The following is a 26773-nucleotide window of genomic DNA, read 5'->3' on the forward strand; positions in this document are numbered from 1 at the left end:
GCGAAGCACCCTCACCGAAAACACCCTCCCCGACAACACACCCAGGAGCAGCACATCATGTTGGCAGCAGACTCGGCGTTGATCCATGCCCCGCACCACGACGGATCCGGGCTCTACGTCCTGGGCCCGGGCAACCCCGGGGTGGGGGACGAAGTTCGGGTGAGGCTGCGCGTCCCGGCCGTGCCGGGCCGCACGGCCAAGGTCTGGCTGCGCAGCCTGCGCGACGGAGAACCGCACATCGAGCCGGCCGTCCGGACCGCTGACGACGGCGACGCCGCCTGGTTCGAGGCGCCGTTGTCGATGGTCAACCCGGTGCAGCGCTACAGGTGGTACCTGGCCTACACGGACGACGCCGGGACGACCGAGCACCGCTGGTTCAACGCCACCGGGCTGCACCGCCGGGACGTGCCGGACGCCAACGACTTCAGGATCCACGCCGGCCGCGGCACCCCGGACTGGGTCAAGGAATCGATCATGTACCAGGTGTTCCCCGACAGGTTCGCCAACTCCGGCGCCGAGAAGCCCGCGGCCGAATGGATGGTCGCCTGCGGCTGGGACACCCCGGTGGAGGGCAGCAGCGAAAACACCGGCCGCCAGTTCTACGGCGGGGACCTTCCCGGCATCGAGGCGCGCCTGGGCCACCTCGCGGAGCTGGGCGCCACCGTGCTGTACCTGACCCCGATCTTCCCCGCGGAATCGAACCACCGCTACGACGCCTCGAGCTTCGACACCGTCGATCCGCTGCTCGGCGGGGACGCGGCGCTCGTTTCGCTGGTCTCCGCGGCGCACGGCCTGGGCCTGCGCGTGGTGGGGGACTTGACCACCAACCACACGGGCGCCGGGCACGAGTGGTTCCTCAAGTCCCACCGGAACCCCGGGGCGCCCGAGGGGGAGTACTACTACTTCAACGACGACCACAGCGAGTACGAGTCCTGGCTGGGCGTGCCCTCGTTGCCCAAGCTCAACTGGAACTCGGACGCCCTGCGCCGGCGCTTCGTCCTGGACGAGGACTCGGTGGCGGTGCGCTGGCTGCAGGAGCCCTACAACCTCGACGGCTGGCGCATCGACGTGGGAAACATGACCGGCCGGCTGGGTGCCGACGACCTGAACCACGAGGTGGCGCGCATGTTGCGGGCCCGGCTGGAAGAGGTGAAGCCCGGCGCCATGCTGCTGGCCGAATCGACCTCCGACGCGGCCCCCGACGTGCCCGGCGACGGGTGGCAGGGAGCTGTCAGCTACACCAACTTCACCCGGCCGCTCTGGCAGTTCCTGGCCAGGGACCCGGACCCCGAGGCCCCCGGCTGGTTCTTCGGGCTGCCGCAGGCCGGGCCCGCGTGCATCGACGCGGCGGACTTCGTGGCAACCCACCGGGAGTTCTCCGCCGGGTACAGCTGGGAGGTGCGGCTGGCCAATGCCAACGCGCTGGACACCCATGACACGGCGCGGGCGGCCAGCCACGTGATCGAGGGCGGGCAGGAGATCGCCGCGTGCGCGCAGTTCAGCTTCCCCGGGATCCCTCTGGTGTTTGCCGGGGACGAATTCGGGCTCAAGGGGTTCAACGGCGAGGACTCGCGCACCCCCATGCCGTGGGATGCCCCGGAAAAGTGGGGTGCCGACCTGCGCGGGCTCTACGCCGACCTGGCCGCGCTGCGCACCGAACACCGCGCGCTGGTGGACGGGTCGCTGCGCTTCCTCCACGCCGAGGGTGACCTGCTGGCCTACGTGCGCGAACACGCGAGCGGATCCGTGCTCTGCGTGGTCAGCCGCGGGCCCGTGGCGGAAACCTCGCTCGGGACAGGGCTCCGGCTGGTCGGGGATACCACGGAGCCGCTCATGCAGGTGGGGATCGCACCGCACCTCGGAGTGAACGCGGCTGGCGAACTGCTCGTCGGTGCAAGGGGTGCGGGCGCGGCCCTTTACCTGGCGCCGGCACCCGTGCCCTGGAGCTAGGGCCTCGGGGCGGGTTCGCCGATCCTGACGAGGCTGCGCTCCGTTGCCGAGCTTCCGGCACTGAAAACCAGCATCGCGACAAGGACGGGCAGGAAACCGCCGAAACCGTCGTCCGCCGGGAGCCTGAGCTTCAGCGCGGCAAAGGCCGCCACCGCCACGGCAAGCCAGATGGCTCCCGCCAGCCACTTCTTGCTGCGTGGCACGCCTGCCCACAGGGGAACCTCACCCACTTCGGGTTCGCCATTCAGGCCAAGCCACTTCAACATCCGGACCGCTTTCCCTTCGCCGTAAACCGTTGCCGACACCCTGATGCCGCCGAGCCAGACACAATGGCTGATTGCGGGCTGACAAGCCAGTTCAAGACTATTGCACGGTGCTGTCCCATGCGCGGCAAGGTGTGGGCGGCGCCGTGAAGTGTGTACAAAGGTGCACACTTCACGGCCTCAAACGGCTAGTCGGCGGGCTCGGGGTCCAGCATCAGCCGGGCCTCGTCCCTCCGGTGGCGCAGCACCGCATCGACATAGGACGCCACCGCCTCCTCCATGGGCACGTTGGAACCGCGCGCCTCGGAAATGTACCAGCGGTGCTCCAGCACCTCGTGCACGATCTGCGCCGGCTCCAGCTTGCCGTGGAACTCGCGCGGGATGGCGCCGGTGATCCGGTCGAAGACGTTGGCCACCCAGTGCGCCGCCACCAGCTCCTCGTCGAGGTCCGGGTGCTTCTTGGCCCGGTAGGCGTCCATGTCGTTGAGCAGGCGCCGGGCCTGCCCTTCCTCCACGTCCAGGCCGGTGAGCCGCAGCAGGCGGCGGGTGTGGTGCCCGGCGTCGACCACCTTGGGCTGGATGACCAGCTGGCCGCCGTCGGGGGAGGTCTTGAGGCTGATTTCCTCCACGTCGAACCCCAGGTCGTTGAGCCTGCGGATGCGCTCGTCGACCCGCCAGCGTTCGGACAGGTCGAAGGATTCCTTCTCGTTCAGCTCGGCCCACAGCCCGCGGTAGGCGTGCAGGATCTGTTCGCTGGTGGCGACCGGGTCCACCTTGTCCTCGATGAGCCCCGCCTCCATGAGGTCCATGAGTTCCCCGGCGATGTTCACCCGCGCGATCTCCAGGTCGTACTCGCGCTGCCCGGAGGACAGCTCGGGGTAGAGCTCGCCGGTTTCCGCATCCACCAGGTACGCGGCAAAGGAACCGGCGTCGCGCCGGAACAGCGTGTTGGACAGGGACACGTCGCCCCAGTAGAAGCCGATCAGGTGCAGGCGCACCAGCAGCAGCGCCTGCGCGTCGATGAGCCGGGTGAGGGTGTCGCGGCGCAGCTTCTGGGAGAACAGCGCGCGGTAGGGCATCGAGTACTTCAGGTGCCGAGTGACAAGCACCGGCTCGAGGTCGTTGCCGTCGGTGTCCTTGCGCCCGGTGATCACCGCGACGGGCTCCACGCAGGGGGCCGCCAGCCGGCGCAGCTTGCGCAGCATGTGGTACTCGTGCCGGGCCACGTGTTCGCCGGTTTCCTTGATGGCGATCACCGAGCCGCCCATCATGGCGAAGCGCACCACGTGCCGGGAGATGCCGCGCGGCAGCGGTGCCAGGGTGTCGGCCGGCCAGTCCTCGAGCTGGATCTGCCACGGCAGGTCCAGCAACGCGGGATCGGCCGTGGCGGAGGTGATGGACAGGGAGCCTGCCACGGCGGGGCCGGCCGTGGCCGAGGCGTCGCGCGGAAGCTTCCCGGGCTGGACGTAGTTGGTGGGTTCGTCGTGCCATTGGGCGGTGTGGCGAATCATGGGGTGGAAACCGTCCCTTGTCGAAAGGCTCAGGTGCGCTGGATCAAACGCGGTGGCGATGGCAAAAGAATGCCGGATGTGCAAAAGCGGCCGCATCCATGTGAAGTGAATGCGGCCGCCGTTGGCACTTGGTCCGAGCTTACCGCCCGTGGTGACCGGGCTTAGACCTCGCTGGGAACCGGTGCCGCGTGGGCGCCCGGTGCCTTGACGTCAGCCAGGCGCTCGCCGGATGCGGTGTCGAAGAGGTGGACGTGTCCGACCTTCGGCAACACGTGAACGGTTTCGCCCTTGAACGGGGGCTTGCGGCCGTCGACGCGGACAACCATCTGGTATTCGGTGCCGCCGACGGTGGTGTGGCCGTAGACGTAGGCGTCGGCGCCGAGTTCCTCGACGACGTCGACGTTCACGGCCAGGCCCTCGCCCGCGGAAACCAGGTCCAGGTCCTCCGGGCGGACACCCAGGGTCACCGAGTTGCCGGTTGCGGCTTCGAGGGTTGCCGAGGACACCGGGTAGATGGTGCCGCCGAAGGCTACGCCGCCGTTGACTGCCGGCAGTTCCAGCAGGTTCATGGCGGGGGAGCCGATGAAGCCTGCGACGAAGACGTTCTGCGGGCGGTCGTAAAGCTCGCGCGGGGTGCCGACCTGCTGCAGCAGACCGTCCTTGAGGACCGCGACGCGGTCGCCCATGGTCAGTGCCTCGACCTGGTCGTGGGTCACGTACACGGTGGTGACACCGAGTCGGCGGGTCAGCGAGGCGATCTGCGTACGGGTCTGCACGCGCAGCTTGGCGTCGAGGTTGGACAGCGGCTCATCCATGAGGAAGACCTGTGGGCTGCGGACGATCGCGCGGCCCATGGCAACACGCTGGCGCTGGCCGCCGGAGAGTGCCTTCGGCTTGCGGTCCAGGTAGTCCTCGAGGTCAAGAAGCTTTGCGGCTTCCTGCACGCGGCGTGCACGCTCTTCCTTGTCGACGCCGGCGATCTTCAGGGCGAAGCCCATGTTGTCGCCAACGGTCATGTGCGGGTACAGCGCGTAGTTCTGGAAAACCATGGCGATGTCGCGGTCCTTGGGCGGAACGTTGGTGACGTCGCGGTCGCCGATGAGGATGCGGCCGGAGTTGACGTCTTCCAGGCCTGCGAGCATGCGCAGCGAGGTGGACTTGCCACAGCCGGAAGGACCGACCAAGACGAGGAATTCCCCGTCGGCGATTTCCAGTGAGAGCTTGTCAACGCTGGGCTTGGTGGCTCCGGGGTAGACGCGTGAAGCCTGGTCAAAAGTTACAGATGCCATGGGGCATTAATCCTTCCACGGGCAGGTACGTGCCCGACGATCCGTTGTGAATGGAATCACAAGCTTCTCATGTCGAGGACCAATTCCAAAAGGGTTGACAATTCCCCGGGCCCATTAAGTCGAAATTGCGCCCTTGTATTACCCGAACCGATTTTGACTCCGATGTCCCCGGGCCGCAGGACCGCGAAGGCGTCTTCGTCCGTGACGTCGTCCCCGGCGAAGAGCACGGTGGAGGCGTCCGCCACCTCGCGCAACCAGTCCAGACCCTCGCCCTTGGTGCCCGAGAGCACGGTGGCTTCAAGGACGGCCTTGCCGTCCAAGGTCCAGAGGTCCTTGACGTCCTCCAGTTTTTCGTTGGCCACACGCAGCGCCTTGGTGGCGACCTCGGGGGATGCCTGGCGCACATGCAACACCACGGAGGCCGGCTTGTATTCGAGGCTGGTGCCGGGGTACGCGGAGACGACCGTCTCCAGCACCTTGGTGGCCTTCTCCAGGGCCGCCGATTGCTTGACGTTGAGGTCGATATGTGTGGCATCCAGACCGAAGCTTTCCGGGGCCCAGCGTTCGGTGCCGTGGCTGCCCACCAGAAGTGTTTCCGTTGGCGGGTTTGCCACCGCGCGAAGGGACGCCAGATCGCGCCCCGAGATCAAGGCCGTGACGGTGTTTTCCGTGGATGCGAGCCTGGAGAGCAACTCCGCGGAGGCCGGCAGCGGCCGGGCGTCGTCGGGGTGGTCGACAAGCGGCGCCAAGGTTCCGTCGAAGTCGAGTGCCACAAGGAGTATCTGGGTTTCGGCCAGGGTTTCGATGGCGTCGGCGAGTTCTGGCGACAGGGGTCCCATGGGTTGTGCCTGGGTCCTTTCAAGGTTGGAGCGGAGAACACCCGGCTGGATGGCCAGCCAGGCGGCGTTGTCCAGGCCGCTGCTAGACGAGGGTGTCGACCGGCAGGGGCTGGGACAACGCGGTCAGGAACGTGTTGGACCATCGGGCCACGTCGTGTTCCTTGAGGTGCCGGCGCATCCTGCGCATGCGCCTGGATGACTCGAGCGGATCCATGTGCACGGCGCGCAGGATTCCGGTCTTCATGCCGTCGATGTCGTGCGGGTTCACCAGGACCGATTGCGTGAGCTGGTCCGCGGCCCCGGCGAATTCGGAGAGCACCAGCATGCCGCTGTTGTCGGTGTGGGCTGCCACGAATTCCTTGGCGACCAGGTTCATGCCGTCGCGCAGCGCGGTGACCAGCATGATGTCGGCGGCCAGGTACAGGGCAATCATTTCCCGCAACGGGTACGAATGGTGCAGGTAGCGCACGGCCGTGTGCCCCATGGTGTCGTGCTCGCCGTTGAGCGAACCGACCATGAGCTCCACCTGGTCCCGCAACTGGGCGTAGCGTTCAACGTTTTCACGGCTGGGGCTGGCGACCTGGACCAGGCAGGTCTGGCCCACGACCAGATCGCCGTCGGCCAGCAATTCGCCGTACGCCTTGAGCCGGTGCCTTAGTCCCTTGGTGTAATCGAGCCTGTCAACACCCAGAAGGACGGTCTCGGGGTTGCCCAATTCCTTGCGGATTTGTTTGGCCCGGGCAATGATCTCCGGGTCATGGGCCAGTTCGGCAACCTGCGCCGTGTCGATGGAGATCGGATGGGCCTCGGCGCGGCAGATGTTCCTGGTCGAGGCGCTGCCATCCAGTTGCGCGGGCGGGATCGCCCACGAGCCCTTGACCGTGCGGTCCGTGTAGCGGCGCATGCTGCGCAGGAAGTTGCTGGCATCCGCGGTCCGCTGGAAACCCACCAGGTCCGCCCCGGCAAGGCCCTCGAGGATCTGCCGCCGCCAGGGGAGCTGGGAAAAAATTTCGGGGGACGGGAACGGAATGTGGTTGAAGAAGCCGATGCGCAGGTCGGGGCGAAGCTCTCGCAGCATCTTGGGCACCAGCTGTAGCTGATAGTCCTGCACCCATACGGTGGCGCCCTTGTTGGCCACCTCGGCGGTGGCCTCGGCGAATCGCCGATTGACCTTCTTGTAGTTGTCCCACCACGCCCTGTGGAACTCCGGGGGAACGATGACGTCGTGGTACAGCGGCCAGAGCGTCGAGTTGGAGAAGCCCTCGTAGTACAGCTCGAAGTCCTCGTCATCCAGGGGGACCGGAATCAGGTGGATGTTCTCGTTCTCAAACGGTGCGAGTTCTTCGCCGGTGGCTCCGTGCCAGCCGACCCATGCGCCGTCGGATTCCTGCATGACCGGTGCGATGGCCGTGACCAAGCCACCAGGCGAGCGACGCCACAGCAGTTCTCCGTCTTCTCCCTCAACCCGGTCCACCGGCAATCGGTTGGCAACCACGATAAAGTCGTAGCCCCGATGTTCGGGGGCAGGTGAGGGCTCGTGATCTTGATCGGCCATCATAGTGATCCTCCAGTTCGCGAACGCCTAATTGTTCTTGAGCCTAGGTTAGCCACGGCATGTAAGCGACACTATGACGCCAAGGATCACCGTGTCAGTGCCCTAAACTGGTGAAGTTGGGGGAGTACCAAACCTACGTAAGGGACGATTGACCTATGGCATCCGATAGCCAGCGGCCGAACAAGGCCGAGCGCACCGCAAGTGCACGTGAGAAGGCGCAGCAGATGCGTGTTGCCCAGGAAGCCGCGGACAAGCGCAAATCACTGTTCATCAAGCTTGGCGTTCTCGTTGCAGTCCTGGCGGTGGTCGCCCTGGTCGCAGCCATCATCCTGCAGAACAACTCGGGCAAGGTCGCCGACGCAGGCAACGCACCCAAGGGTGGCAACGCCGCCGGCGGCATCACGCTGACCTCGGACAAGACGCTGGCCGACACCTCCGGTGTCAAGGTCGACATTGCCACGGTCGGCACTCCTCCGCAGCAGCAGGGCAACACGCCGCCGCCAGCGAAACCCCGCGACGCCAAGGCCGCAGCCAAGGGCGAGCCGGTCAACCTGATCATCTACGTGGACGTGAACTGCGTGCACTGCGCAGATTTCGAGGGCAGGTACGCCGACCAGATCGCCACCTGGCTTGCCGCCGGCGACGTCAACGTGGAATACCGCAACGTAGCCTTCCTTGACCGTGGTTCACCGACCAACTACTCCTCGCGCGGCGCCAACGCACTTGCCTGCGTTGCGGACGCAGCACCGGCTTCCTACCTGCCGTTCTCCAAGGCATTGTTCGCCCACTACCCGCAGGGCGAGATGAACAACAGTGCCCTGGCCCAGTTGGCCAAGGACAATGGCGCGGATGTCGCCACCTGCATCGAGAAGGGCACCTTCCGCCCGTTCGTGAAGTTCACCGATGCGGCGGCCCGCGTGGATGCCATCGGTGGCACCCCGAGCATCTTCATCCAGGGCAAGCTCTGGGACCAGACCGCGAACCCGGACTTCGTTTCCTTCGTGAACGAACAGATCGCTGCCAACAAGTAAACAAGTACACCGCATCTTCACGATGGCCGGGTTCAGGACCGCTTCGGGCGACCTGGAACCCGGCCATCCGTTTTCCTGCGTTGGGGCCGGGCCTTGTCGGTTTTATGCTGCGGGTAATTGTCGGCTACGCTTGGTTCTGCACTTGCGTTGCAAACACGCGATAAGTTGCACGCCTCCTTAGCTCAGTTGGCCAGAGCACCTGTCTTGTAAACAGGGGGTCACCGGTTCGAATCCGGTAGGAGGCTCCACCAAAATCCCCGTGATCTTGCGGCAGAAATGCCCGAAACCACGGGGATTTTTCGTTTCCGGGACGTTGTGCGACTTTCGCGTTTTTCCGATTCCCTTCCAGAGCTGCCATCCCTAAGTCGCCAACTTTCAACTGGCGGATGAGCCCTGCTCATCCGTGAGGAAAGGATGGGCCCCTTCGCGTCGTTCGGTGTTTGAGCGAACTAGTCATCCCGTATCGAGCAGGTCCGAGAGGGAAACATCATTCCGGAGGTACTCACTGGCCGGAAATCAATGCCTGGAGCCAAATTCATGGTTGGTATTGAACATTTGCCTCATCCTCGGACAGGGCCTGGCTGCTCTTCCTGTCGCGCATGGCCGGACTCGAAGCCTCTCCGAAAATACGTTTCGACTTGGTCTTTCGCGTAACAGTTACGTCTAAAAGTCTTGACTGAACACATTAACGCCGAACTGGTTCATACTGAACTTAATGCACAATACTAAACAAATCGAAGGGCGAAGCGATGATGAGTGAGGAACGACAAAACCGGATCCTTCGCGAACTGGCCCTTCGCGGATCGCTGAACGCCGCCGATTTTGCGCGCAGTCTTGGGATTTCGGGTATGACGGTCCGGCGAGATCTTGCACTCCTTGAAGAGCAGGGATCGCTGCAGCGGGTCCATGGCGGGGCAGTTGCGGTTACGGACCGCTACGGGGATTCTGGCAGGCAGGTCCAGCGGAATACCGGCAGAAACAGCAACAACCCCGGGTCGGTTTCCCTGGCGGGAAAGGCCAATCCACATGTGCCGGGGCAGAGGCCGCTTGCCACCATCGGAATGGTCGTACCGTCCGCAAAGTACTACTTCCCTGGGGTCATTCGGGGCGCCGAGGCTGCGGCCTCCGAGCTCGGCGTCAGACTCGTGCTCGGCGTCTCGAACTACTCGCCGGCTGAAGAGCAACGGCAAATACAGCGGTTGCTCCGTAGCGGTGTTGATGGCCTGTTGGTGACGCCAAGCGCGGAGCGCCTGGCCGGAACTCCCACCCTGGATCTCCTGGCAGCCGCTGAAGTGCCGGTCGTTATCGTTGAACGATCGATCGGCGAGGTCTTGGACGCCGGCAGGCTCGAATCCGTTCAGAGCGACCATGTCCGCGGGGCCGAGATCGCCGTGACACATCTTTTGTCGCTGGGGCATCGAAAAATCGCGTTGTGTACCCGACGGACCAGTCCCACGACCTCGCAAATCGAAGAGGGCTATCGCCTGGCCACGCGCAATGCGGGGCTTGCGCCGGATCCGGACCTGGCTGGGGTCATGCACGACACCAGCGACCCCGAGAAACTTCGCCAGCAAATGAGTGGCATCGTCGATCGGTTCGTGGAGGCCGGAGCCACCGCGGCCATCATCCACAACGACGAGGACGCACTCACGTTTGCCGACTTGTGCGACGCGCGAGGGCTCCGCATTCCCGAAGATCTTGCGGTGGTCGCCTACGACGACGAGGTTGCGTCCTTGGGCGCTGTGCCCCTGAGCGCGGTGGCTCCACCAAAGTTCGACGTCGGCTACCATGCCTTGCAGATGTGCTTGAACCGTCTGGGGCCTCGGCGTCGCTGGGAACTGGCTGTTCAGCGGGTCAGCCTGTCGCCGACGCTAGTCGTTAGGGAATCGACGGCAAAGTAGTGCTTTGAGCCGGGTTGCCCGGCGTTTTGCACGCTTTCTTGAATGTATTCGACCATGGGTGCGCACCCGACCCATGGTCTCTTCAGGGTGCCAAAGGGTGCCTGACCTGTGGATTCCAGTGGGTCTGGAGGGTCGTTTGTATCCCTCAGTGCGCCCGACGGTGTTCAATGTGGAACGCCCCCAATTGTTCATCTCTGTTCACTTTGTTTACTTCGTTCAGTTCTGCGTGTTTCATGGATTTAGTTCATTCGACGGTGATCACCGTCACTACCGCATCAGGGATTTCAAGGGAGAACTATGAAGCGTCGCAAACTGCTCATCGGGGTAGCCGGCTTGGCCAGCAGCGTCATGTTGCTTGCCGCCTGTGGATCGGCTTCCAGCCCGTCCGCGGCCCCCGTTCCAACCGGGGATCCCTCGGGGTCCATTACCTTCTGGTCGTCGCTGGCCGGGATGGATCAGGTGGCCGAGGCCTTCAACAAGAGCCAAAGCAAGATCAAGGTCAACTTCGAGACGGTTCCCAACGGCGCCAGTGGCGGCTACGCCAAGCTGTCCACTGCAATCAGCGCCGGCAACGGCCCCGACGTTGCGACCATCGAGTACCCCCAGCTGCCGCTGTTCGTCAGCAACAGCCAGGTCCAACCGCTGAACGGTCTGATCGACGAGGCCGAAACCGTTGACAAGTTGGCCGCCGAAATCCGCAGCCAGGTCGAAATCGGGGACAAGATCTATGGCCTGCCCTACGATGCGGCCCCCATGGTCATGTACTACCGCCAAGACATGCTCAAGAAGGCGGGCGCCGAGGTGCCCAAGACCTGGGCGGAATTTGAGGAGGTCGGCAAGAAACTCAAGAAGGTCGCCCCCGATTCATACCTGGCCAGCTTCAACCCGAACGAGGTCGCTGCAACCGCGGGTCTGGCCTGGCAGGCAGGCGGCAGCTGGTTCGATGTCGCCGACGACAGCTGGAAGATCGGCATCAACGATGCCGCCACCAAGAAGGTCACCGACTTCTGGCAACGGATGATCGACGCCGACCTCATCAAGGTCTCGCAGGCCTACAGCGACGAGTGGAGCCTTGACCTGTCGAATGGCACCGTCGTCGGCGTCGTCGGCGGCAACTGGAGTGCCTCGGGCATCCAGAAGCGCACCGAGGCCAGCGGCCAAAAGGGCAAGTGGATCGCCGCACAGCTTCCCAACTGGGATGCACCGGCCGGCGCCTTCTACGGCGGTTCCAGCTTCAACGTCACCAAGAGCAGCAAGAACCCCGCCGCTGCGGCCGAATTCATCAAGTACCTGACCACCAGCCCGGAGGCCATCAAGGCCCGCGGCAACACGGGTTCGGCATTCCTGGCCTTCCCCGGCCTGACCCCGGTGGCGCAGGAGGCCTTCGACGCCAGCTACTTCGGCAACGACATCTACGAGGTCTTCGAGTCTGCCTACAAGACGGTCCTTCCCGGCTGGCAGTGGGGCCCGAACTGGGACGTCACCAACACCGCGTTGAAGGACGCCTACGGGAAGATCGGCACCGGGGGAACCCTCGGCGAGGCAGTCGACACCGCCCAAACGGCGACGGTTGAAGGCCTGAAGCAAAGCGGCCTTTCCATCGCTGAATAGCACCACCCCTCTCCGGGTTGCCGCCGCACGGCGGCAACCCGGGCCAGTTAGGAGATCCCCATGGCCACCGAGGCCCCCACATCCGTTCGAAGCGCGAAGCGCTCCACGGTCACAGGCACGGGCGGCAGGACCGCTTCGCTGTTCCTGGTCCCGTTCTTCACCTTGTTCGCGGTCGCCATCATCGCGCCGGTCGTCTATTCGATAGTGCTCAGTTTCTACACGCAGCAGAAGTCGGGCCTTGGCTTCGGCGAGGCCGAGACCGTCTTCGTCGGGTTGGAAAACTACGCACAGGTCTTCGCCTCGGAGTCATTTGTCGGGGGCATCCTCCGTCTGGGGCTCTACTGCCTGATCTACATCCCCCTCATGGTGGGCGGGGCCATTGTCTTCGCATTGCTGCTTGACGCGACGGTGGCAAAAGCCCGCAAGCTCTTCCAGCTGTTGGTGTTCCTGCCGCACGCGGTACCCGGCGTCATCGCGGCCCTGATCTGGGCCTACCTCTACACCCCTGGCATCAGCCCGCTGGTCCAGGCGCTGGAAAGCGGCGGAATCCAGATCAACTTGCTTGATGCGAACATGGTCCTTCCCTCGATCGTGAACATCGGGGTATGGGAATGGACTGGCTACAACGTCATCATCATCTTCACCGCACTGCAGGCGGTCCCGCGCGAGGTCCTGGAGGCAGCACGGGTGGACGGCGCCGGGGACATCCGCATTGCATTGGGCATCAAGATGCCCATGATCCTGCCGGCGCTGAGCGTGATCATGCTCTTCACCATCATCGGCACCCTGCAGCTCTTCACGGAGCCAACCATCCTGGCCAAGGCCACACCGTCCATCACCAGCAGCTGGGTTCCCAACATGTGGGCCTACGACGCCGCCTTCATCAGGCACGACCTGAACCAGGCCGCGGCCGCATCGATCATTATCGCCGGGTTGGCAGCGCTGTTGTCGCTACTCGTCACCCGCTTGAGCTCCAGGATGAACAAATCATGAGCACGGATACCATGACCAAACCCGCCCCCGCACCCGCAAAACCCGCGCCCAAGGCGACCAAGCCACCAAGGGCGCAAGCCCACCGCAACGGGTTCATCAGCACTTTCACCGTCAACGGGCTGCTGATCCTCGGTTCGGCCTACATGGTCGTCCCCGTGCTGTGGCTGCTCTTCGCCTCCACCAAGAACACCACCGACCTCTACGGCACCGGCGCCTATTCCCTCGGCGACTTCTCGCTCTTTGAAAACTTCGGCAACGTGCTCGCCCAGGACAACGGGGTGTTCCTGCGCTGGATGGGCAACTCGGTACTCTACGCCGGCGTCGGGGCAGTGCTCGGCGGACTCATCTCCGTCATGGCTGGCTACGCGTTCGACAAGTTCGAGTTCCGCGGCAAGAACTCCCTCTTTGGATTCGTGCTGGTCGGGGTGCTGATCCCCAACACCGCAACGGTGCTGCCCATGTACCTGCTGGCCTCGGTGGTGGGTATGACCAACACCGTCTGGGCCGTGCTCATCCCGGTGATGTGCAATCCCTTCGGCGTCTATCTGGCCCGCGTCTACTCGGCGTCATACGTCCCCGCTGAAACGCTCGAGGCCGCCCGCATGGACGGCGCCGGACCCATCCGCTCGTTCTTCTCGCTGGCCCTGCCGATGATGATGCCCGGTTTCGTCACCATCGCGCTGTTCCAGTTCGTCGGGGTGTGGAACAACTTCATGCTTCCGCTGGTCATGCTCCAGGACCAGAACCTGCTGCCGGTCAGCGTGGGCATCTCGATCTGGCAGGGCTTCGCGGTTCCACAGCCCGACTTCGTGCCCATGGTGATCACCGGATCGCTGCTCTCGCTGATTCCGCTGTTGCTGGCCTTCATCTTCCTGCAGCGCTTCTGGAAGTCCGGGATGAACGCTGGGAGCATCAAATGAACGATCCATCATCCCGCCTGAACGTTGCCCTCGCGATGCCCCGGGACGTGGCCCGGAGGGTGTTCCCGGCCAGGCTCCTGGAAAGGCTCGAGCCCGAACTGAACCTGCTGAGCACCGATCCGCTCGAGGAATTCGGCTCGCCGCGTTCCAGCTCCTTGCTGGCACGCACCGACATCCTCATCACGGGATGGGGGTGCCCTAAGCTGGACGAAACCGTGCTCGATGCGGCGCCGAACCTGCGCTACATCCTGCACGCGGCCGGAAGTGCCAAGCACCACGTCGGCCAGGCCTGCTGGGACCGAGGCCTGCAGGTGAGCACCGCGGCGGAGGCGAATGCCGTTCCCGTCGCCGAGTACACGGTGGCCATGATCCTCCTGGCGAACAAGAACGTCCTGCAGCTGGCACGGATCGTGCACACGCTGCATGCGGCAGTGGAACCCGAGGACCACTTCCCGCAGCTCGGGAACTTCCGCAAGCGGGTCGGCATTATCGGGGCCTCGAAGATCGGCCGGCACGTGATCAGGTTGCTGCGCTCGTACGACCTGGAGGTCGTGGTCGCCGATCCGTTCCTGGAGCCCGCGGCTGCGGCAGAACTCGGTGCCGAGCTGGTCAGCCTCGACGAACTGGTGGCCAGCAGCGATGTCGTGTCCCTGCATGCGCCATCCCTTCCCTCGACGCGGCACATGATCGACGCCCGGCAAATCGCCCGGCTCCGTTCCGGGGCCACCTTCATCAACACGGCCCGCGGCGAACTGGTTGACCAGGATGCGTTGCTGCAGCGGATCGAACAGGGCGATCTCTACGCGGTGCTGGACGTGACCACGCCTTGGTCGTTGCCGCCGGACTCGGGGTTCTACGTGAACCCGAACGTGCTGCTGACCCCTCACGTGGCGGGTTCGCTGGGCAGCGAACTCGAGCGCATGGCCGCAAGCACTGTCGAGGAGGCACTCCGGCTTTCCCGCGGGGAACCGCTGCGGTTCCGGCTGCGCGCCGCGGAACTGGCCTTCACCGCCTAAAAGGGGAGCGCGCACCAGCCGGCCGAGACGCGCCAAGTTGCGCCTCCGGCCAACCGGGCGCGCCCCCGACAGACCGACCAAACAACAACCACCAACAACCCCATCACCATTGGCCCAGCCACCGCATGCGAAGCAAAGGACGATCCATGACGAACCCATATCTCAGCAGACGAACCCTCCTGCAGGCCGGCGGCACGGTCGGTTTGGCGGCGGCCCTGGGCCTGTCGGCCGGCGGGGCGGCCAATGCGTCCGGGCTGCCCGCCGGCCGCCACGGCGGCGAGGGAACCGAGATCCTTGACCTGGGTCCGGCGGTGGTCCAGTTTGCGCTGATGAGTTCGGTGCTGGTCGGGGACGTCCTGTACATCGGGTCGCGCAACGTCGACCCCGTGCAGATCGTCGCCTACCACGTGCCGACCGGCAAGGTCGTGGGGCAAACCGAGCTGGCCACCGGGCACACCATCCAAACCATGGCCGCGGACGCCACCGGCAGGTACCTCTACGCCGGTGTCCTGCAGAAGTCGACAGGTCCGCAGCCGAACCTCTACCGCTGGGACCTGGGATCGCTCGACACCCCGGCAACCCCGGTGGGTCGCATGGGGGACCGCGACGTCCGCGACCTCAGCGTTGCCCCGGACGGACGCCTCTACGCCGTCGGCGGGGGCAGCGGAACCGCTCCGGCGCTGTGGGAGTACGACCCTGCCACGTCCCTGGTCAAGAACCTCGGCATCCCGGATGCCGGTGCCACCCTGGCGCGGGCCGTCGCCGCGACCGACCACACGGTCTTCTTCGGCGCCGGCAGCACCCTCGGAGGCGGAGGCAGCGCAGGACGCGCCTGCCTGTACGCCTACGACCGGACAGCCGCGACCTTCACGCCGGTGACCCCCGAATCGATGCTGGCCGATCCCAGCATCAGGGACCTTGCAATCCTCGGCGACAAGCTTGTGGTCGGCACCGCGGCCTCGACCCGGGAATCCAGGGTCGCGCTGATGGACCTGGAGGAACCCGCCTCCCACGTCGTGGCAACCTCGATCGGCAAGACCGCCAAGAACTTCGCCGCCATCGGCGAGCACGTCTACTTCGCCAACGAGGCGGGGATCTGCGACTACTCGATCGCCGGGAACACCATCACCCAGTTGGCACTCGACGGGCCGTCGCTGGGCGAAATCTGGGGAGTCGACTCCCGGGACGGCAAGCTCCTTGTCACCTCCGGCTACGGATTCATTGCCGAGATCGACCCCGGGACCGGGGCCCTGAAGGCCAGCGACCTGGGCGAGGCCGGAGCCCAGGCGTCGGCGCAGACGGTCATGGGCATCGCGGCCGGCGGCGGCTTCATCTACGTCGGCGGCAACGGGGTCATTGCCCGCCGCGGCGCCAAGACGGGTGAGGTGACAAACCTGCAGGCCCAGGGCGAGGCCAAGGATGCCGTGGTGGTCGATGGCGTCCTGTACACGGGCCAATACAGTTCGCAGGGCATCTGGTCGTATGACCCGCGCAGCAGCAAGCCCATCCACCAGGCCGCGGACTTCCCGGCGGCGCAGAACAGGCCCTTGGATGTCTGCTGGGATGCGGAGAACCGGCTGGTGCTGGTTGCCGCGCAGTCGGACACCGAGGGCGGCGGGTCGTTCTGGACCTACAAACCGCGCACCGGAGCCAAGAAACACTTCATCAACCCGATCGACGACGTGCAGCTGCTGCGCGCGGTGGCCACCCGCAACGGGGTCGCGTTCCTCGGCGGCGGGCTGTCCTCGCTGGAGGGTGCGGGCACCGTTGTCGCCTTCGACCCCGTGGTGGGCAAGGAACTGTGGAGGATCGAACCGCAGATGGATGCGGGGCTCGCCGCCCTCGCGGTGCAGGGCCGGAACCTTTACGGGCTGACCCGCAAGGGCGGGCTCTTCGTCATCGACGTGCCCAAGCGCAGCATCGTGCACCGCTCGGACATCAGCGCGGTGTCCAGGGGCTTCGGTGCCCTGGTGGCCAACCGGGGCCGCATCTACGGCGTTTCGGACACCACGGTGTTCCGCTTCGACCCCAAGACCTTTGCGGTCTCCACCGTCATGGCCGACACCGGCGGCGCCTGGTACAGCGGATCGCACATCGCCAACGACGAATCCGGGTACCTGTACACCATGCGCGGGCGTAACCTTGTGCGGATCAACGACCGCCCGCGGCGCTGACGCCCCCGGGCGCCGTTGGTGCTGCAGGCGGACAGAACGAGGTTGAACCTTCCGCCGGAACCAGGAAGCAGAAACCCAGAAGCAGAAACCCAGAAGCAGAAACCCAGAACCGGGATCTCCCGGGTCCCCTTCACGAATGCGAGCGTCCCGATGATTTCTGTTCCGTACATACTGCCCGGCCGCGCAACGGACGACCGACCGGCGGCCTTGTTGGGCGCGGGTCTCTGCTCGGTGACGCTGCGCTCGCTGGACGTCGAGCAGGTGGTTGCCGCCGCGGCCGCGGCAGGGCTCTCGGGCATCGAATGGGGCAGCGACGTCCATGTTGTCGATGCCGCATCCGCCGACCTGGCGCGCGAGGCCTGCGCCGCGGCCGGACTGCGGGTCTTCTCGCTCGGCTCCTACTATCGGGCCGGCAGCTTCGGCGACTTTGACGCGGTGGCCGCGCTGGCGGCCCGCCTGGGGGCACCGCGCATCCGCATCTGGGCGGGGGAAACCGACCCCGCGGACGCCGACGCGGACACATGGGAGGCGGTGGTCGGGGACACCCGGCGCATCGCCGGGATCGCCGCGGCCCGGGGTCTCGAGCTGGCCTTCGAGTTCCACGGCGGATCGCTCACCAGCACCGTCGAATCGACCCTCGAGCTCCTGGCCCGGGTGGACCGCCCCAACGTCGGCACCTATTGGCAGCCGGCCGTGGGCCTCGGTGACCGGGAGGCGCTGGAATCGCTGCGCCGGGTGATCGGGCACGTCACGGGTGTCCACTGCTTTTCTTGGTGGCCGGCAACCGAGCGGCTTGCGTTGGAGGAACGCGACGGGCTCTGGCGCGACGTGGCCGCCGTGCTGCTGGCGCACGGGCGCGGGATGGACCTGATGCTCGAATTCGTCGCCGGGGACAGCCCGGATCAACTGTTCAACGATGCCGCCTTCCTGCGCAAGCTCGCCGAAGGGTCGGCACCCGCCTAGGCCCCGTTGGCCTGGCGGCCCGCCTAACTGCCGAGCTGGCCGCCAGAGGAGGTGCTGTGGCGCAGCACCACGGCACCCTCGACGGCGGAGGGCCCCGCCTCGCCGGTGATGGCGGCCAGGGTGGCAAGCCTGCCGAGCTCCTCCAACGGCAGGCCCACCGTGGACAGCGCCGGTTGGAAGTCCCGCAGCCATTCGATGTCGTCGAACCCAGCCAGCGCCGCATCCCGCGGAACCTCCAGCCCGTGTTCCCGGAACGCCGCTGCCACGCCTATCGCCATCACGTCGTTGCACGCGAAGATGCAGGGCCGCGGCGCCCCCTCGGCGACGAGCCTCCCGGCGATCCTGTGGCCTGCGTCGAAGCCGCCGTTCCTGTTGAAGTCGGTGTGCACCACGTCCGCCGCCGGCCGGCCCGCATCGGCCAGCCCCCGCTGGAATCCGCGGATCCGCTCGTCGGAGGTGGCCAGGCCCTCCGGCCCGCTCACGATCGCGAATGGACCTGCGTGGTCCAGGGCCAGGGCCAGGGCGAGCTCGCGAGAGAGCGCCTCGTTCGGGATTGCGACGGTGCGGAAACCCTCGGTTTCGACGGTCCCGGCGACAGGCTGGCCCAGCGTGCCGACGCGGCCCCCGTTGCGGCAATAGCGGTCGAGCTCGATGGCCAATTCGGCATTGGCGTCCGCGTCCTCGGGGCGCGTGGAACGCGACCCGGCCAGGATGATCGATTCCGCCCTCCGCCCGGCAAACGCCATGACCGCATCCTTTTCCGACGCCGGGGTGCCGTCGGTGGTGGCCAGCAGCACCATGCGGTGCTCCTGCCGCGCCGCGGCCTGGACACCCCGGGCGATGGCGGAGAAGTAGGGATCGGCGATGTCGTGGACGATCAGCCCGATGAGGCCCGTGCTGGACTTGGCTAGGGCCTGAGCCTGCGCGTTGGCCACGTAGCCCAGGGACGCGGCGGCGTCGCGGACGCGCTCGGCGATCCCGGCCGCGGGCTTCCTGGCGGAGCCGTTGAGGACCCGTGACGCGGTTGCCTGCGAGACTCCGGCCAACTTGGCCACTTCGGCCAACGTGCTTGCTGCCACGGGTTTTCCTTTCGGGAGGATTGCTGGAAACCACATTACGCGAGTCCGGGACGGATTTGGGAAAGCGCTTGCCCAAATGTCGCGGACGGTGCACACTGGACACATTGGGAATGCGCTTTCCCGATTTCCGACCCGCACACCGCCACGATTTCCGGAGGACCCACATGGGCATCGAAACCAAGACGATCCGCATCGCCATGAACGGCATCACCGGCCGCATGGGCTACCGCCAGCACCTGCTGCGCTCCATCCTTCCCATCCGCGACGCCGGGGGCTTCACGCTGGAGGACGGCACCAGGATCCAGGTCGAACCGATCCTGGTGGGCCGCAACGAGGCCAAGGTCCGCGAGCTGGCCGAGAAGCACAACGTCGCCGAATGGTCCACGGACCTCGACGCCGTGATCAACGACCCGAGCGTCGACGTCGTCTTCGACGCCTCGATGACCAGCCTGCGCGCCGCCACCCTGAAGAAGGCGATGATGGCCGGCAAGCACGTCTTCACCGAGAAGCCCACCGCCGAGACCCTCGAGGAGGCCGTCGAGCTGGCCCGCATCGGCAAGACCGCCGGAGTCACCGCCGGCGTGGTGCACGACAAGCTCTACCTGCCGGGCCTGGTCAAGCTGCGCCGCCTGGTGGACGACGGCTTCTTCGGCCGGGTCCTGTCCATCCGCGGCGAATTCGGCTACTGGGTCTTCGAGGGCGAGAACCAGGCGGCCCAGCGCCCGTCCTGGAACTACCGCAAGGAGGACGGCGGCGGCATGACCACCGACATGTTCTGCCACTGGAACTACGTGCTCGAGGGCATCATCGGCAAGGTCAAGAGCGTCAACGCCAAGACCGCCACCCACATCCCGGCCCGCTGGGACGAATCCGGCCGGGAGTACAAAGCCACGGCCGACGACGCCTCCTACGGCATCTTCGAGCTGGAAACCCCGGGCGGGGACCAGGTCGTCGGCCAGGTCAACTCCTCCTGGGCCGTGCGCGTCTACCGCGACGAGCTCGTGGAGTTCCAGGTCGACGGCACCCACGGCTCCGCCGTCGCGGGCCTGAACAAGTGCGTCGCCCAGCAGCGCGCCCACACGCCCAAGCCCGTCTGGAACCCGGACCTGCCGGTCACCGAATCCTTCCGCAGCCAGTGGCAGGAAGTCCCGGCCAACGCGGAGCTGGACAACGGCTTCAAGCTGCAGTGGGAGGAATTCCTGCGTGACGTGGTCGCCGGCCGCGAGCACCGCTTCGGCCTGCTTTCCGCGGCCCGCGGCGTCCAGCTCGCCGAGCTGGGACTGCGGTCCAACGACGAACGCCGCACCATCGACATCCCGGAGATCGCGCTCTGATGGCCACCCTGATCCTGCCGACCGCCGACGGCGGCACCCGCAAGTACACGCTGCAGCCGGCCACCGACTGGGCCAGGCCCGTCGCCCCGCTGACCGCACGCCGCGCCTACGCCGCGGCCCACGTCATCCCGGAGACCACCGCGGAAAACGTGCCAGGGGCACCGGCCCGCCTCGACTGGGACGCCACCCTCGCCTACCGGCACGAGCTCTGGTCCCACGGCCTGGGCGTCGCCGATGCCATGGACACCGCCCAGCGCGGCATGGGCCTGGACTGGGCCGCGACCCAACAGCTCATCAAGCGCACCGGCGCGGAGGCGGCCTCCGTCGTCGCCGCCGGCAACCCCGCCACCGCCGGCAAGTCCGTCCGGGACCTGGTGTCCTGCGGCGCCGGCACCGACCAGCTGGACCTCGAGACCCTGCCGTCGGGCCGGACCGGCCTCGATGCTGTGCTCGACGCCTACCGGGAGCAGATCGCCGCGGTCTCCGAGTCCGGGCCCAAGGTCATCCTGATGGCCTCCCGCGCACTGGCCAGGGTCGCCGAATCCGCGGAGGACTACCTGCACGTCTACTCCACGCTGCTCACCGAGGTGGACCAGCCGGTGATCCTGCACTGGCTGGGCACCATGTTCGACCCCGCGCTCGCCGGCTACTGGGGGTCCGACGACGTGGCCACGGCCACCGAAACGTTCCTCTGCCTGGTCCGCGGGCACGCGGATCAGGTGGACGGCGTCAAGGTCTCGCTGCTGGACGCCGCCCACGAGACCGCGCTCCGGGCCTCGCTTCCGGAGGGCGTGCGCCTGTACACCGGGGACGACTTCAACTACCCGGAGCTCATCGACGGGGACGGGACCCACCACTCGGACGCCCTGCTGGGCATCTTCGCGGCGATCTACCCGGCAGCCTCCGCGGCGCTGCAGAGCTACGACGCCGGCGACACCGCCCGGGCCCGCGCCATCCTGGACTCCACCCGCGAGCTGGGCCAGCACATCTTCAGCGCCCCCACGTTCTACTACAAGACGGGGATCGCGTTCATGTCCTGGCTCAACGGGCAGCAGGCCGGTTTCCAGATGGTCGGCGGCCTGCACTCGGGCCGCTCCGTGCTGCACCTGACCCGCACCCTCGAACTGGCAGACCAAGCCGGGCTGCTCAGGGACTCGGAGCTGGCGGCCTTCCGCATGGCCGGCTTCCTGCGGACCAACGGGGTGGGCGCATGAGCGACCACCTGGATGATTACGAGGGCGATTATTCGAGGCTCTCGCTGAACAGCGCGACCACCAAGAAGCTGACCCTGCCGCAGGCCGTCGACGCCTGCGTGGCGGCAGGCATCCCGGCCATCGGCCCGTGGCGCGACCGCGTGGCCGAGGTCGGCGTGGAAAACGCCGCCAGGCTCATCAAGGAGGCGGGCCTGCGCGTGTCCTCGCTGTGCCGCGGCGGCTTCCTCACCGCGCCCGACGCCGAGGGGCAGGCCGCGGCGCTGGAGGACAACCGCGCCGCCATCCTGGAGGCCGGGGCCCTGGAAACCACCGAGCTCTTTCTGGTGGTCGGTGGGCTGGCCCCGGGGGAGAAGGACGTCGTCGCCGCCCGCAACCGCGTCGCCGAACGCCTCGCGGACCTGGCGCCGTTCGCCGCGGAGCACGGCATCCGCCTGGTGCTCGAGCCGCTGCACCCGATGTACGCGGCGGACCGCGCGCTGATCTCCACGCTGGGCCAGGCGCTTGACCTCGCCGCCCCCTACGCTGCCTCGGCCGTCGGCGTCGCGGTGGACACCTTCCACGTCTGGTGGGACCCGGACCTGCGGGCCCAGATCGAGCGCGCCGGCCGGGAGAACCGGATCGCCTCCTACCAGGTGTGCGACTTCAACCTGCCGATCGCGGCCGACGCCTTGCTCTCGCGCGGCATGATGGGCGACGGGGTCATCGACTTCGCGACCATCGGAGGCTGGGTGCGCGACGCCGGCTACACCGGCGACATCGAGGTGGAGATCTTCAACCAGGACATCTGGGACGCCGACGCGGACACCGTCCTGGCCACCATGAAGGAACGCTATGCCGAGCTGGTGCTCCCGCATGCCTGAGGCCGGCCGGCCCCTGCGCGTCCTGGTGGCGCCGGACAAGTTCAAGGGATCGCTCACCGCCACCGAGGCGGCCGCGGCGATGGCCGAGGGCGTGCTGCGCGTGCATCCGGAGGCGGTGGTGACACGCTTCCCGGTTGCCGACGGTGGCGAGGGGACCCTGGATGCGGCGGTGAACGCCGGCTACGAGCTGCGCTTTGACACCGTCACGGGCCCGCTCGGCCAGGAAATCATCGCGCACTGGGCGCTGCACCGGGAACCCGGCGGGGCGGCGCGTGCAGTCATCGAAACGGCCCAGGCCTCCGGCCTTGCCGCCTCGGCCCGGACCCCGGAGGGTGCGTTGTGCGCCCACAGCTACGGGTGCGGGGAACTGGTCCTCCGGGCGCTCGACGCCGGCGCCACCGAGATCGTCATCGGCCTTGGCGGGTCCGCCATGACCGATGGCGGCAGCGGCGCCCTGCTGGCCCTGGGGCTCGGGCTCCTCGACGCCCACGGCGATCCGGTGGGCCTGGGCGGCGGGCACCTGGCCGACGTCGCGTCGGTGGATGCCTCCGGGCTCGACCCCCGGCTGGAGAAGGTGCGGATCCGGCTGGCCGTCGACGTCGGCAACCCGCTGCTGGGGCCCGACGGGAGCGCCGCCGTCTTCGCCACGCAGAAGGGGGCCGACGCCTCGGCGGTGGCCGTGCTCGAGGCTGGCCTGCGCCATTGGTCCCGGGTGCTGCGCGGGGCGACGGGCCGGGACGTCAACGTCCCCGGCGCCGGGGCCGCCGGCGGCTTCCCCGCGGCATTCCTGGCCTTCACCGAGGCTGTGCTGGAGCCGGGCTTCCGGCGGGTGGCGGAGATCAGCGGGCTCGCCGCGCAGCTGGATTCGGTCGACCTGGTGATCACGGGGGAGGGATCCCTGGACGCCCAGTCCTTCGAGGGAAAGGCGCCCATCGCGTTGGCCGAGGTGGCCAGGGTGCGGAACCTGCCCGTCCTGGTGGTCGCCGGACGCATTGCGGCGACGCCGGAGCAGCTGGAACGCTACGGAATCAGCGGCGCGGTCCAGCTGCTTGATTTCGCGCGCGGGACCTCCGGAACGCCGGATCCCACGGATGCCATGGCCAACGCCGCGCTCTACCTCCGCAGTGCCACGGCCCGGGTGCTTTCCGATGCGCTGAAACCGGCCGCCCGCGTTTAGGCGGTGGCGCCGCGGGGCGGCGCGGTGCTCTTGCGGACCATGAGGCGCGTGGGCACGCTGACATCGTGCGCCGGGGTGTCGCCCGCGATCTGCTGGAGCAGGTTCTCGATGCTCAGGCGTCCCACCGCGTGGAAGTCCTGGCGGATCGTGGTCAGCGGCGGCCAGAACGAGGCCGCCTCCTCGAGGTCGTCGAATCCCACGATGCTGACGTCCCCGGGGATGGCCCGGCCCAGCTCGTGCATGGCCCGCATGGCGCCGAGCGCCATTTGGTCGTTCGCGGCGAAGATGGCGCTCGCCGTTTTGTCCTTGCCCAGTTCCAGCCCGATCCGGTAGCCCGATTCCGCGGACCAGTCGCCGTGGAGCACGGGAGGCGCTTGGATCCCGGCTTGCTCGAGCGTCCGTTTCCAGGACTCCGCCCGGTGCGACGCGGAGAATGACGAGGCGGGGCCGCCGATGTGCCAGACCTGTCGGTGGCCGAGCCCGAGCAGGTGCTCGGTGGCCAGCCGGGCGCCCTGCTGCTGGTCCGTGTCCACCACCGAATAGCCGGAGCCGGCATTCGAGTCGATCACGACCGCAGGAAGGTCCTCCGGAAGGGCGATGTCGGCATGGTCGAGCAAATGGGCCTCGAAGATGATGACCACGCCGTCCACCTGCTGCTCGCGCAACTGGTGGTACGCGCCGGAGACCTTGCCCGTGGTGGGGTCGGTTAGCGGGATGAGCGTGACGGAGTAGCCGGCGCGCGACGCGGCCGTGGCGATCGCGTCAAGGGTGCGCATGTTGCCGAAGGTCGAAAGCGTGAACATGATGACGCCGATGGACTTGAACCGTCCGCTCTTCAGCGCCCGGGCGGCCCGGTTCGGCCGGTAGCCCAGTTTCTGCATCGCATCCAGGACCCGTTTCTTGGTCGATTCCTCGACATTGCTGAGCCCGTTTGCAACGCGGGACACCGTCTGGGAGGACACGCCGGCCTCCTTGGCGACGTCCGCCATTGAGGGGCCACGCGTGGTGCGGGCGTGGTGCGAAGCTGCGGATCCATCCCCGAGGTCGGGGAAGCCGGAATGTGAATGTGTCATTTTTCCCTTTTCCTCTTGCATGTTTACCTAAACATGCTACTTTTGTTTCCACAATGTTTGCGTAAACATATCAGGATGAGACTAAGGATACTTATGACAACGACGTCGAGCGCGACGGTTGCCACCCGGTCCCTTCGGCCACGGCGGCGCAGCGGCAGGTGGACGGGGTGGGCGTTTGTCGGCCCCTTCATGCTGGTCTTTGCATTGGTGTTCCTTGCCCCGGTCGTTTACGCCATCTACCTGAGCCTTTTCCAGAACCAGATGGTGGGCGGCAACAAGTTCGTCGGCGGAGCCAACTACGTCCAGGCGTTGACCGATCCGCAGTTCTGGGACGCGGTGCGCCGGGTGGGTCTGTTCCTGGTGGTGCAGGTGCCCATCATGCTGTGCGTGGCGATGGCCGCGGCGCTGGCCATCGACAGTTCCCGCCTGCGGTTCTCGTCGTTCTTCCGCATCTCGATCTTCCTGCCGTACGCGGTCCCCGCCGTCGTGGCGACCCTGATGTGGGGGTTCATCTACGGACCGCGCTTCGGCCTGGTGGGGAACCTCAATGAACTCTTTGGTTGGGCGATCCCGGATCCGCTGTCCAGCCACTGGATCCTCGCCGCGATCGGCAACATCACGACGTGGGAATTCACCGGGTACAACATGCTGATCTTCTACGCGGCACTCAAGACCATTCCCTCGGACCTCTACGAGGCGGCAAGCCTGGACGGGGCCGGCGCGCTGAGTGTCATCCGGAACATCAAGATCCCCTCCATCCGCGGAGCCATCGGCATCGCCACGATCTTCTCGGTCATCGGCAGCTTCCAGCTGTTCAACGAGCCGAACATCCTCAAGGCGCTGGCCCCGAACTCGATCAGCTCCTACTTCACCCCGAACATGTACGCCTACAACCTGTCCTTCGCCGGCCAGCAGTTCAACTACGCGGCGGCCATAGCCATGATCATGGGCCTGCTGACGATGATCGTGGCCTACATCGTCCAGCTCTCCGGTTCTCGAAAGGATGCCTAGCCCATGTCGCTGCAACTGAGTCCTCTCGAGACCCCGACCGCCCCGCCCGTGAAAAGCCGCACGGCACCCCGGTTCAGCGCCGGACCGCGCCGCGGAGTGACGCACAAGCGCAAGTCGATCCTCCTGACCATCGTCATGGGCCTGATGGCCGTCTACGCACTGCTCCCGCTCTTCTGGCTTTTCGTGAACTCCACCAAGACCCAGCCGGCGCTCTTCAGCTCCTTCGGCCTGTGGTTCTCCGGGGACTTCGCGCTGTGGGAAAACATCAGCCAAACCCTGACGTACAACGACGGTGAATTCCTGCGTTGGCTGGCCAACACCGTGCTCTACGTGGTGGTGGGCGCCGGCGGAGCCACCTTCCTGGCAACCCTGGCCGGCTACGGACTGGCGAAGTTCGACTTCCCCGGGAAGCGCGCGGTCTTCGCGGTGGTCCTGGGCGCGGTCGCCATTCCCGGAACCGCCCTGGCCGTGCCGACCTTCCTGATGTTCAGCGAACTCGGCCTGACCAACACGCCGTGGTCGGTCATCATCCCGTCCCTGATCAGCCCCTTCGGCCTCTACCTGGTGTGGATCTACGCGCTCGAGTCCGTTCCCACCGAGGTGCTCGAGGCGGCCCGCATGGACGGCGCCGGGGAGTTCCGGACATTCTTCACCATCTCCCTGAGGATGCTTGCGCCCGGTTTCGTCACCGTCCTGCTGTTCACCGTCGTGGCGACGTGGAACAACTACTTCCTCCCGCTGATCATGCTGAGCGAATCCACCTGGTACCCGCTGACGGTGGGGCTCAACAACTGGAACGCGCAGGCCACCACCGCCGGCGGGGACGCCATCTACAACCTTGTCATCACCGGATCCCTGCTCACCATCGTTCCCATCGTCGTCGCGTTCCTCTTCCTGCAGCGCTACTGGCAGTCCGGTTTGGCGGCCGGGAGCGTCAAGTAGCCACGGCCCCGCAAGGGAACACTGAACGACCTCCAACCAGTTCCACTCGTCTCATAAGCAATGAAGT

The 26773-nt window shown here is 66.5% G+C and carries 22 protein-coding genes, 1 tRNA gene and 1 pseudogene; 17 read left to right on the forward strand and 7 right to left on the reverse strand.

The window, feature by feature from the left end; translation table 11 throughout:
• Window positions 1–57: 57 nt before the first annotated feature.
• Window positions 58–1950, forward strand: coding sequence for a glycoside hydrolase family 13 protein (locus ACFY5D_RS20180; RefSeq protein WP_387534032.1), 1893 nt, complete (start codon window positions 58–60; stop codon window positions 1948–1950).
• On the opposite strand, the gene ACFY5D_RS20185 is transcribed toward ACFY5D_RS20180, so the two are convergent.
• The 5 genes from ACFY5D_RS20185 to ACFY5D_RS20205 form a co-directional block, all read right to left on the reverse strand.
• Window positions 1947–2216 (reverse strand): hypothetical protein, encoded by a 270-nt coding sequence (locus ACFY5D_RS20185; protein ID WP_387534034.1) that lies wholly within the window; start codon window positions 2214–2216, stop codon window positions 1947–1949. The genes ACFY5D_RS20180 and ACFY5D_RS20185 overlap by 4 nt on opposite strands.
• A 185-nt stretch (window positions 2217–2401) precedes the next feature.
• Window positions 2402–3724 (reverse strand): DUF4032 domain-containing protein, encoded by a 1323-nt coding sequence (locus ACFY5D_RS20190; protein WP_387534036.1) that lies wholly within the window; start codon window positions 3722–3724, stop codon window positions 2402–2404.
• 161 nt (window positions 3725–3885) lie between these two features.
• On the reverse strand, window positions 3886–5013 hold the full coding sequence (locus ACFY5D_RS20195) for an ABC transporter ATP-binding protein (protein ID WP_387534038.1): 1128 nt from the start codon (window positions 5011–5013) through the stop codon (window positions 3886–3888).
• Window positions 5014–5069: 56 nt separating this feature from the next.
• Window positions 5070–5852, reverse strand: coding sequence for a trehalose-phosphatase (gene otsB, locus ACFY5D_RS20200; RefSeq protein WP_387534040.1), 783 nt, complete (start codon window positions 5850–5852; stop codon window positions 5070–5072).
• Window positions 5853–5934: 82 nt separating this feature from the next.
• On the reverse strand, window positions 5935–7410 hold the full coding sequence (locus ACFY5D_RS20205; protein WP_387534042.1) for a trehalose-6-phosphate synthase: 1476 nt from the start codon (window positions 7408–7410) through the stop codon (window positions 5935–5937).
• 152 nt (window positions 7411–7562) lie between these two features.
• On the opposite strand from ACFY5D_RS20205, the gene ACFY5D_RS20210 reads away from it, so the two are divergent.
• From ACFY5D_RS20210 to ACFY5D_RS20255, 10 genes and pseudogenes are all read left to right on the forward strand, one after another.
• Complete coding sequence (locus tag ACFY5D_RS20210; protein ID WP_387534044.1) at window positions 7563–8438, forward strand: DsbA family protein; 876 nt, start codon at window positions 7563–7565, stop codon at window positions 8436–8438.
• A 171-nt stretch (window positions 8439–8609) separates the two neighbouring features.
• Window positions 8610–8686 (forward strand) — tRNA-Thr (locus ACFY5D_RS20215).
• A 504-nt stretch (window positions 8687–9190) separates the two neighbouring features.
• Window positions 9191–9307: pseudogene (locus tag ACFY5D_RS20220) on the forward strand (DeoR family transcriptional regulator); the annotation flags it as partial.
• Between the two features lie 192 nt (window positions 9308–9499).
• Entirely contained in the window at window positions 9500–10339 is an 840-nt protein-coding gene (locus tag ACFY5D_RS20225; protein ID WP_387534279.1) for a substrate-binding domain-containing protein, read from the forward strand.
• A 297-nt stretch (window positions 10340–10636) separates the two neighbouring features.
• A complete protein-coding gene (locus ACFY5D_RS20230) occupies window positions 10637–11950 on the forward strand; it encodes an ABC transporter substrate-binding protein (RefSeq protein WP_387534046.1) in 1314 nt (437 codons plus the stop codon).
• Window positions 11951–12010: 60 nt separating this feature from the next.
• A complete protein-coding gene (locus ACFY5D_RS20235) occupies window positions 12011–12943 on the forward strand; it encodes a carbohydrate ABC transporter permease (protein ID WP_387534048.1) in 933 nt (310 codons plus the stop codon).
• On the forward strand, window positions 12940–13863 hold the full coding sequence (locus ACFY5D_RS20240) for a carbohydrate ABC transporter permease (RefSeq protein ID WP_387534050.1): 924 nt from the start codon (window positions 12940–12942) through the stop codon (window positions 13861–13863). Before ACFY5D_RS20235 ends, ACFY5D_RS20240 begins: the two co-directional genes overlap by 4 nt.
• Window positions 13860–14879 (forward strand): hydroxyacid dehydrogenase, encoded by a 1020-nt coding sequence (locus ACFY5D_RS20245; RefSeq protein ID WP_387534052.1) that lies wholly within the window; start codon window positions 13860–13862, stop codon window positions 14877–14879. The genes ACFY5D_RS20240 and ACFY5D_RS20245 overlap by 4 nt, the downstream gene beginning before the upstream one ends.
• A 146-nt stretch (window positions 14880–15025) precedes the next feature.
• Window positions 15026–17053 carry a PQQ-binding-like beta-propeller repeat protein gene (locus ACFY5D_RS20250; RefSeq protein WP_387534053.1) on the forward strand — a complete coding sequence of 676 codons (2028 nt, stop codon included), beginning with the start codon at window positions 15026–15028 and terminating at the stop codon, window positions 17051–17053.
• 150 nt (window positions 17054–17203) lie between these two features.
• Window positions 17204–18016 carry a sugar phosphate isomerase/epimerase family protein gene (locus ACFY5D_RS20255; protein ID WP_387534055.1) on the forward strand — a complete coding sequence of 271 codons (813 nt, stop codon included), beginning with the start codon at window positions 17204–17206 and terminating at the stop codon, window positions 18014–18016.
• Between the two features lie 23 nt (window positions 18017–18039).
• Here the strand turns inward: ACFY5D_RS20255 and ACFY5D_RS20260 are convergent, their stop codons facing one another.
• The gene (locus ACFY5D_RS20260; protein ID WP_387534057.1) at window positions 18040–19095 is read right to left on the reverse strand and encodes a LacI family DNA-binding transcriptional regulator; all 1056 of its coding nucleotides are present in this window, start codon (window positions 19093–19095) and stop codon (window positions 18040–18042) included.
• 164 nt (window positions 19096–19259) lie between these two features.
• On the opposite strand from ACFY5D_RS20260, the gene ACFY5D_RS20265 reads away from it, so the two are divergent.
• Genes ACFY5D_RS20265 through ACFY5D_RS20280 form a run of 4 tightly spaced genes read left to right on the forward strand, consistent with a single transcriptional unit; the run spans window position 19260 to window position 23680 of the window.
• Window positions 19260–20429 (forward strand): Gfo/Idh/MocA family protein, encoded by a 1170-nt coding sequence (locus ACFY5D_RS20265; protein ID WP_387534059.1) that lies wholly within the window; start codon window positions 19260–19262, stop codon window positions 20427–20429.
• Window positions 20429–21643 carry a dihydrodipicolinate synthase family protein gene (locus tag ACFY5D_RS20270; RefSeq protein ID WP_387534061.1) on the forward strand — a complete coding sequence of 405 codons (1215 nt, stop codon included), beginning with the start codon at window positions 20429–20431 and terminating at the stop codon, window positions 21641–21643. The genes ACFY5D_RS20265 and ACFY5D_RS20270 overlap by 1 nt, the downstream gene beginning before the upstream one ends.
• The gene (locus ACFY5D_RS20275) at window positions 21640–22503 is read left to right on the forward strand and encodes a sugar phosphate isomerase/epimerase family protein (RefSeq protein ID WP_387534063.1); all 864 of its coding nucleotides are present in this window, start codon (window positions 21640–21642) and stop codon (window positions 22501–22503) included. Before ACFY5D_RS20270 ends, ACFY5D_RS20275 begins: the two co-directional genes overlap by 4 nt.
• A gap of 13 nt (window positions 22504–22516) precedes the next feature.
• The gene (locus ACFY5D_RS20280) at window positions 22517–23680 is read left to right on the forward strand and encodes a glycerate kinase (RefSeq protein ID WP_387534280.1); all 1164 of its coding nucleotides are present in this window, start codon (window positions 22517–22519) and stop codon (window positions 23678–23680) included.
• On the opposite strand, the gene ACFY5D_RS20285 is transcribed toward ACFY5D_RS20280, so the two are convergent.
• A complete protein-coding gene (locus ACFY5D_RS20285; RefSeq protein ID WP_387534065.1) occupies window positions 23677–24753 on the reverse strand; it encodes a LacI family DNA-binding transcriptional regulator in 1077 nt (358 codons plus the stop codon). The two genes, ACFY5D_RS20280 and ACFY5D_RS20285, sit on opposite strands and share 4 nt — an antisense overlap.
• Before the next feature lie 93 nt (window positions 24754–24846).
• Between ACFY5D_RS20285 and ACFY5D_RS20290 the strand changes: the two genes are divergently transcribed.
• Both ACFY5D_RS20290 and ACFY5D_RS20295 read left to right on the forward strand, forming a co-directional pair.
• Window positions 24847–25764 carry a carbohydrate ABC transporter permease gene (locus ACFY5D_RS20290; RefSeq protein ID WP_387534067.1) on the forward strand — a complete coding sequence of 306 codons (918 nt, stop codon included), beginning with the start codon at window positions 24847–24849 and terminating at the stop codon, window positions 25762–25764.
• A gap of 3 nt (window positions 25765–25767) precedes the next feature.
• Window positions 25768–26706, forward strand: coding sequence for a carbohydrate ABC transporter permease (locus ACFY5D_RS20295; RefSeq protein ID WP_387534069.1), 939 nt, complete (start codon window positions 25768–25770; stop codon window positions 26704–26706).
• Window positions 26707–26773 lie beyond the last annotated feature (67 nt).

This window comes from Paeniglutamicibacter sp. NPDC012692 (assembly GCF_042901625.1).
In the GTDB taxonomy this organism is placed as follows: domain Bacteria; phylum Actinomycetota; class Actinomycetes; order Actinomycetales; family Micrococcaceae; genus Paeniglutamicibacter.

Coding starts and splice junctions, on each gene's coding strand:
- ACFY5D_RS20180 (WP_387534032.1), top strand. CDS start 58: ATGTTGGCAGCAGACTCGGCGTTGATCCATGCCCCGCACCACGACGGA.
- ACFY5D_RS20185 (WP_387534034.1), bottom strand. CDS start 2,216: ATGTTGAAGTGGCTTGGCCTGAATGGCGAACCCGAAGTGGGTGAGGTT.
- ACFY5D_RS20190 (WP_387534036.1), bottom strand. CDS start 3,724: ATGATTCGCCACACCGCCCAATGGCACGACGAACCCACCAACTACGTC.
- ACFY5D_RS20195 (WP_387534038.1), bottom strand. CDS start 5,013: ATGGCATCTGTAACTTTTGACCAGGCTTCACGCGTCTACCCCGGAGCC.
- otsB (WP_387534040.1), bottom strand. CDS start 5,852: ATGGGACCCCTGTCGCCAGAACTCGCCGACGCCATCGAAACCCTGGCC.
- ACFY5D_RS20205 (WP_387534042.1), bottom strand. CDS start 7,410: ATGATGGCCGATCAAGATCACGAGCCCTCACCTGCCCCCGAACATCGG.
- ACFY5D_RS20210 (WP_387534044.1), top strand. CDS start 7,563: ATGGCATCCGATAGCCAGCGGCCGAACAAGGCCGAGCGCACCGCAAGT.
- ACFY5D_RS20225 (WP_387534279.1), top strand. CDS start 9,500: ATGGTCGTACCGTCCGCAAAGTACTACTTCCCTGGGGTCATTCGGGGC.
- ACFY5D_RS20230 (WP_387534046.1), top strand. CDS start 10,637: ATGAAGCGTCGCAAACTGCTCATCGGGGTAGCCGGCTTGGCCAGCAGC.
- ACFY5D_RS20235 (WP_387534048.1), top strand. CDS start 12,011: ATGGCCACCGAGGCCCCCACATCCGTTCGAAGCGCGAAGCGCTCCACG.
- ACFY5D_RS20240 (WP_387534050.1), top strand. CDS start 12,940: ATGAGCACGGATACCATGACCAAACCCGCCCCCGCACCCGCAAAACCC.
- ACFY5D_RS20245 (WP_387534052.1), top strand. CDS start 13,860: ATGAACGATCCATCATCCCGCCTGAACGTTGCCCTCGCGATGCCCCGG.
- ACFY5D_RS20250 (WP_387534053.1), top strand. CDS start 15,026: ATGACGAACCCATATCTCAGCAGACGAACCCTCCTGCAGGCCGGCGGC.
- ACFY5D_RS20255 (WP_387534055.1), top strand. CDS start 17,204: ATGATTTCTGTTCCGTACATACTGCCCGGCCGCGCAACGGACGACCGA.
- ACFY5D_RS20265 (WP_387534059.1), top strand. CDS start 19,260: ATGGGCATCGAAACCAAGACGATCCGCATCGCCATGAACGGCATCACC.
- ACFY5D_RS20270 (WP_387534061.1), top strand. CDS start 20,429: ATGGCCACCCTGATCCTGCCGACCGCCGACGGCGGCACCCGCAAGTAC.
- ACFY5D_RS20275 (WP_387534063.1), top strand. CDS start 21,640: ATGAGCGACCACCTGGATGATTACGAGGGCGATTATTCGAGGCTCTCG.
- ACFY5D_RS20285 (WP_387534065.1), bottom strand. CDS start 24,753: ATGACACATTCACATTCCGGCTTCCCCGACCTCGGGGATGGATCCGCA.
- ACFY5D_RS20290 (WP_387534067.1), top strand. CDS start 24,847: ATGACAACGACGTCGAGCGCGACGGTTGCCACCCGGTCCCTTCGGCCA.
- ACFY5D_RS20295 (WP_387534069.1), top strand. CDS start 25,768: ATGTCGCTGCAACTGAGTCCTCTCGAGACCCCGACCGCCCCGCCCGTG.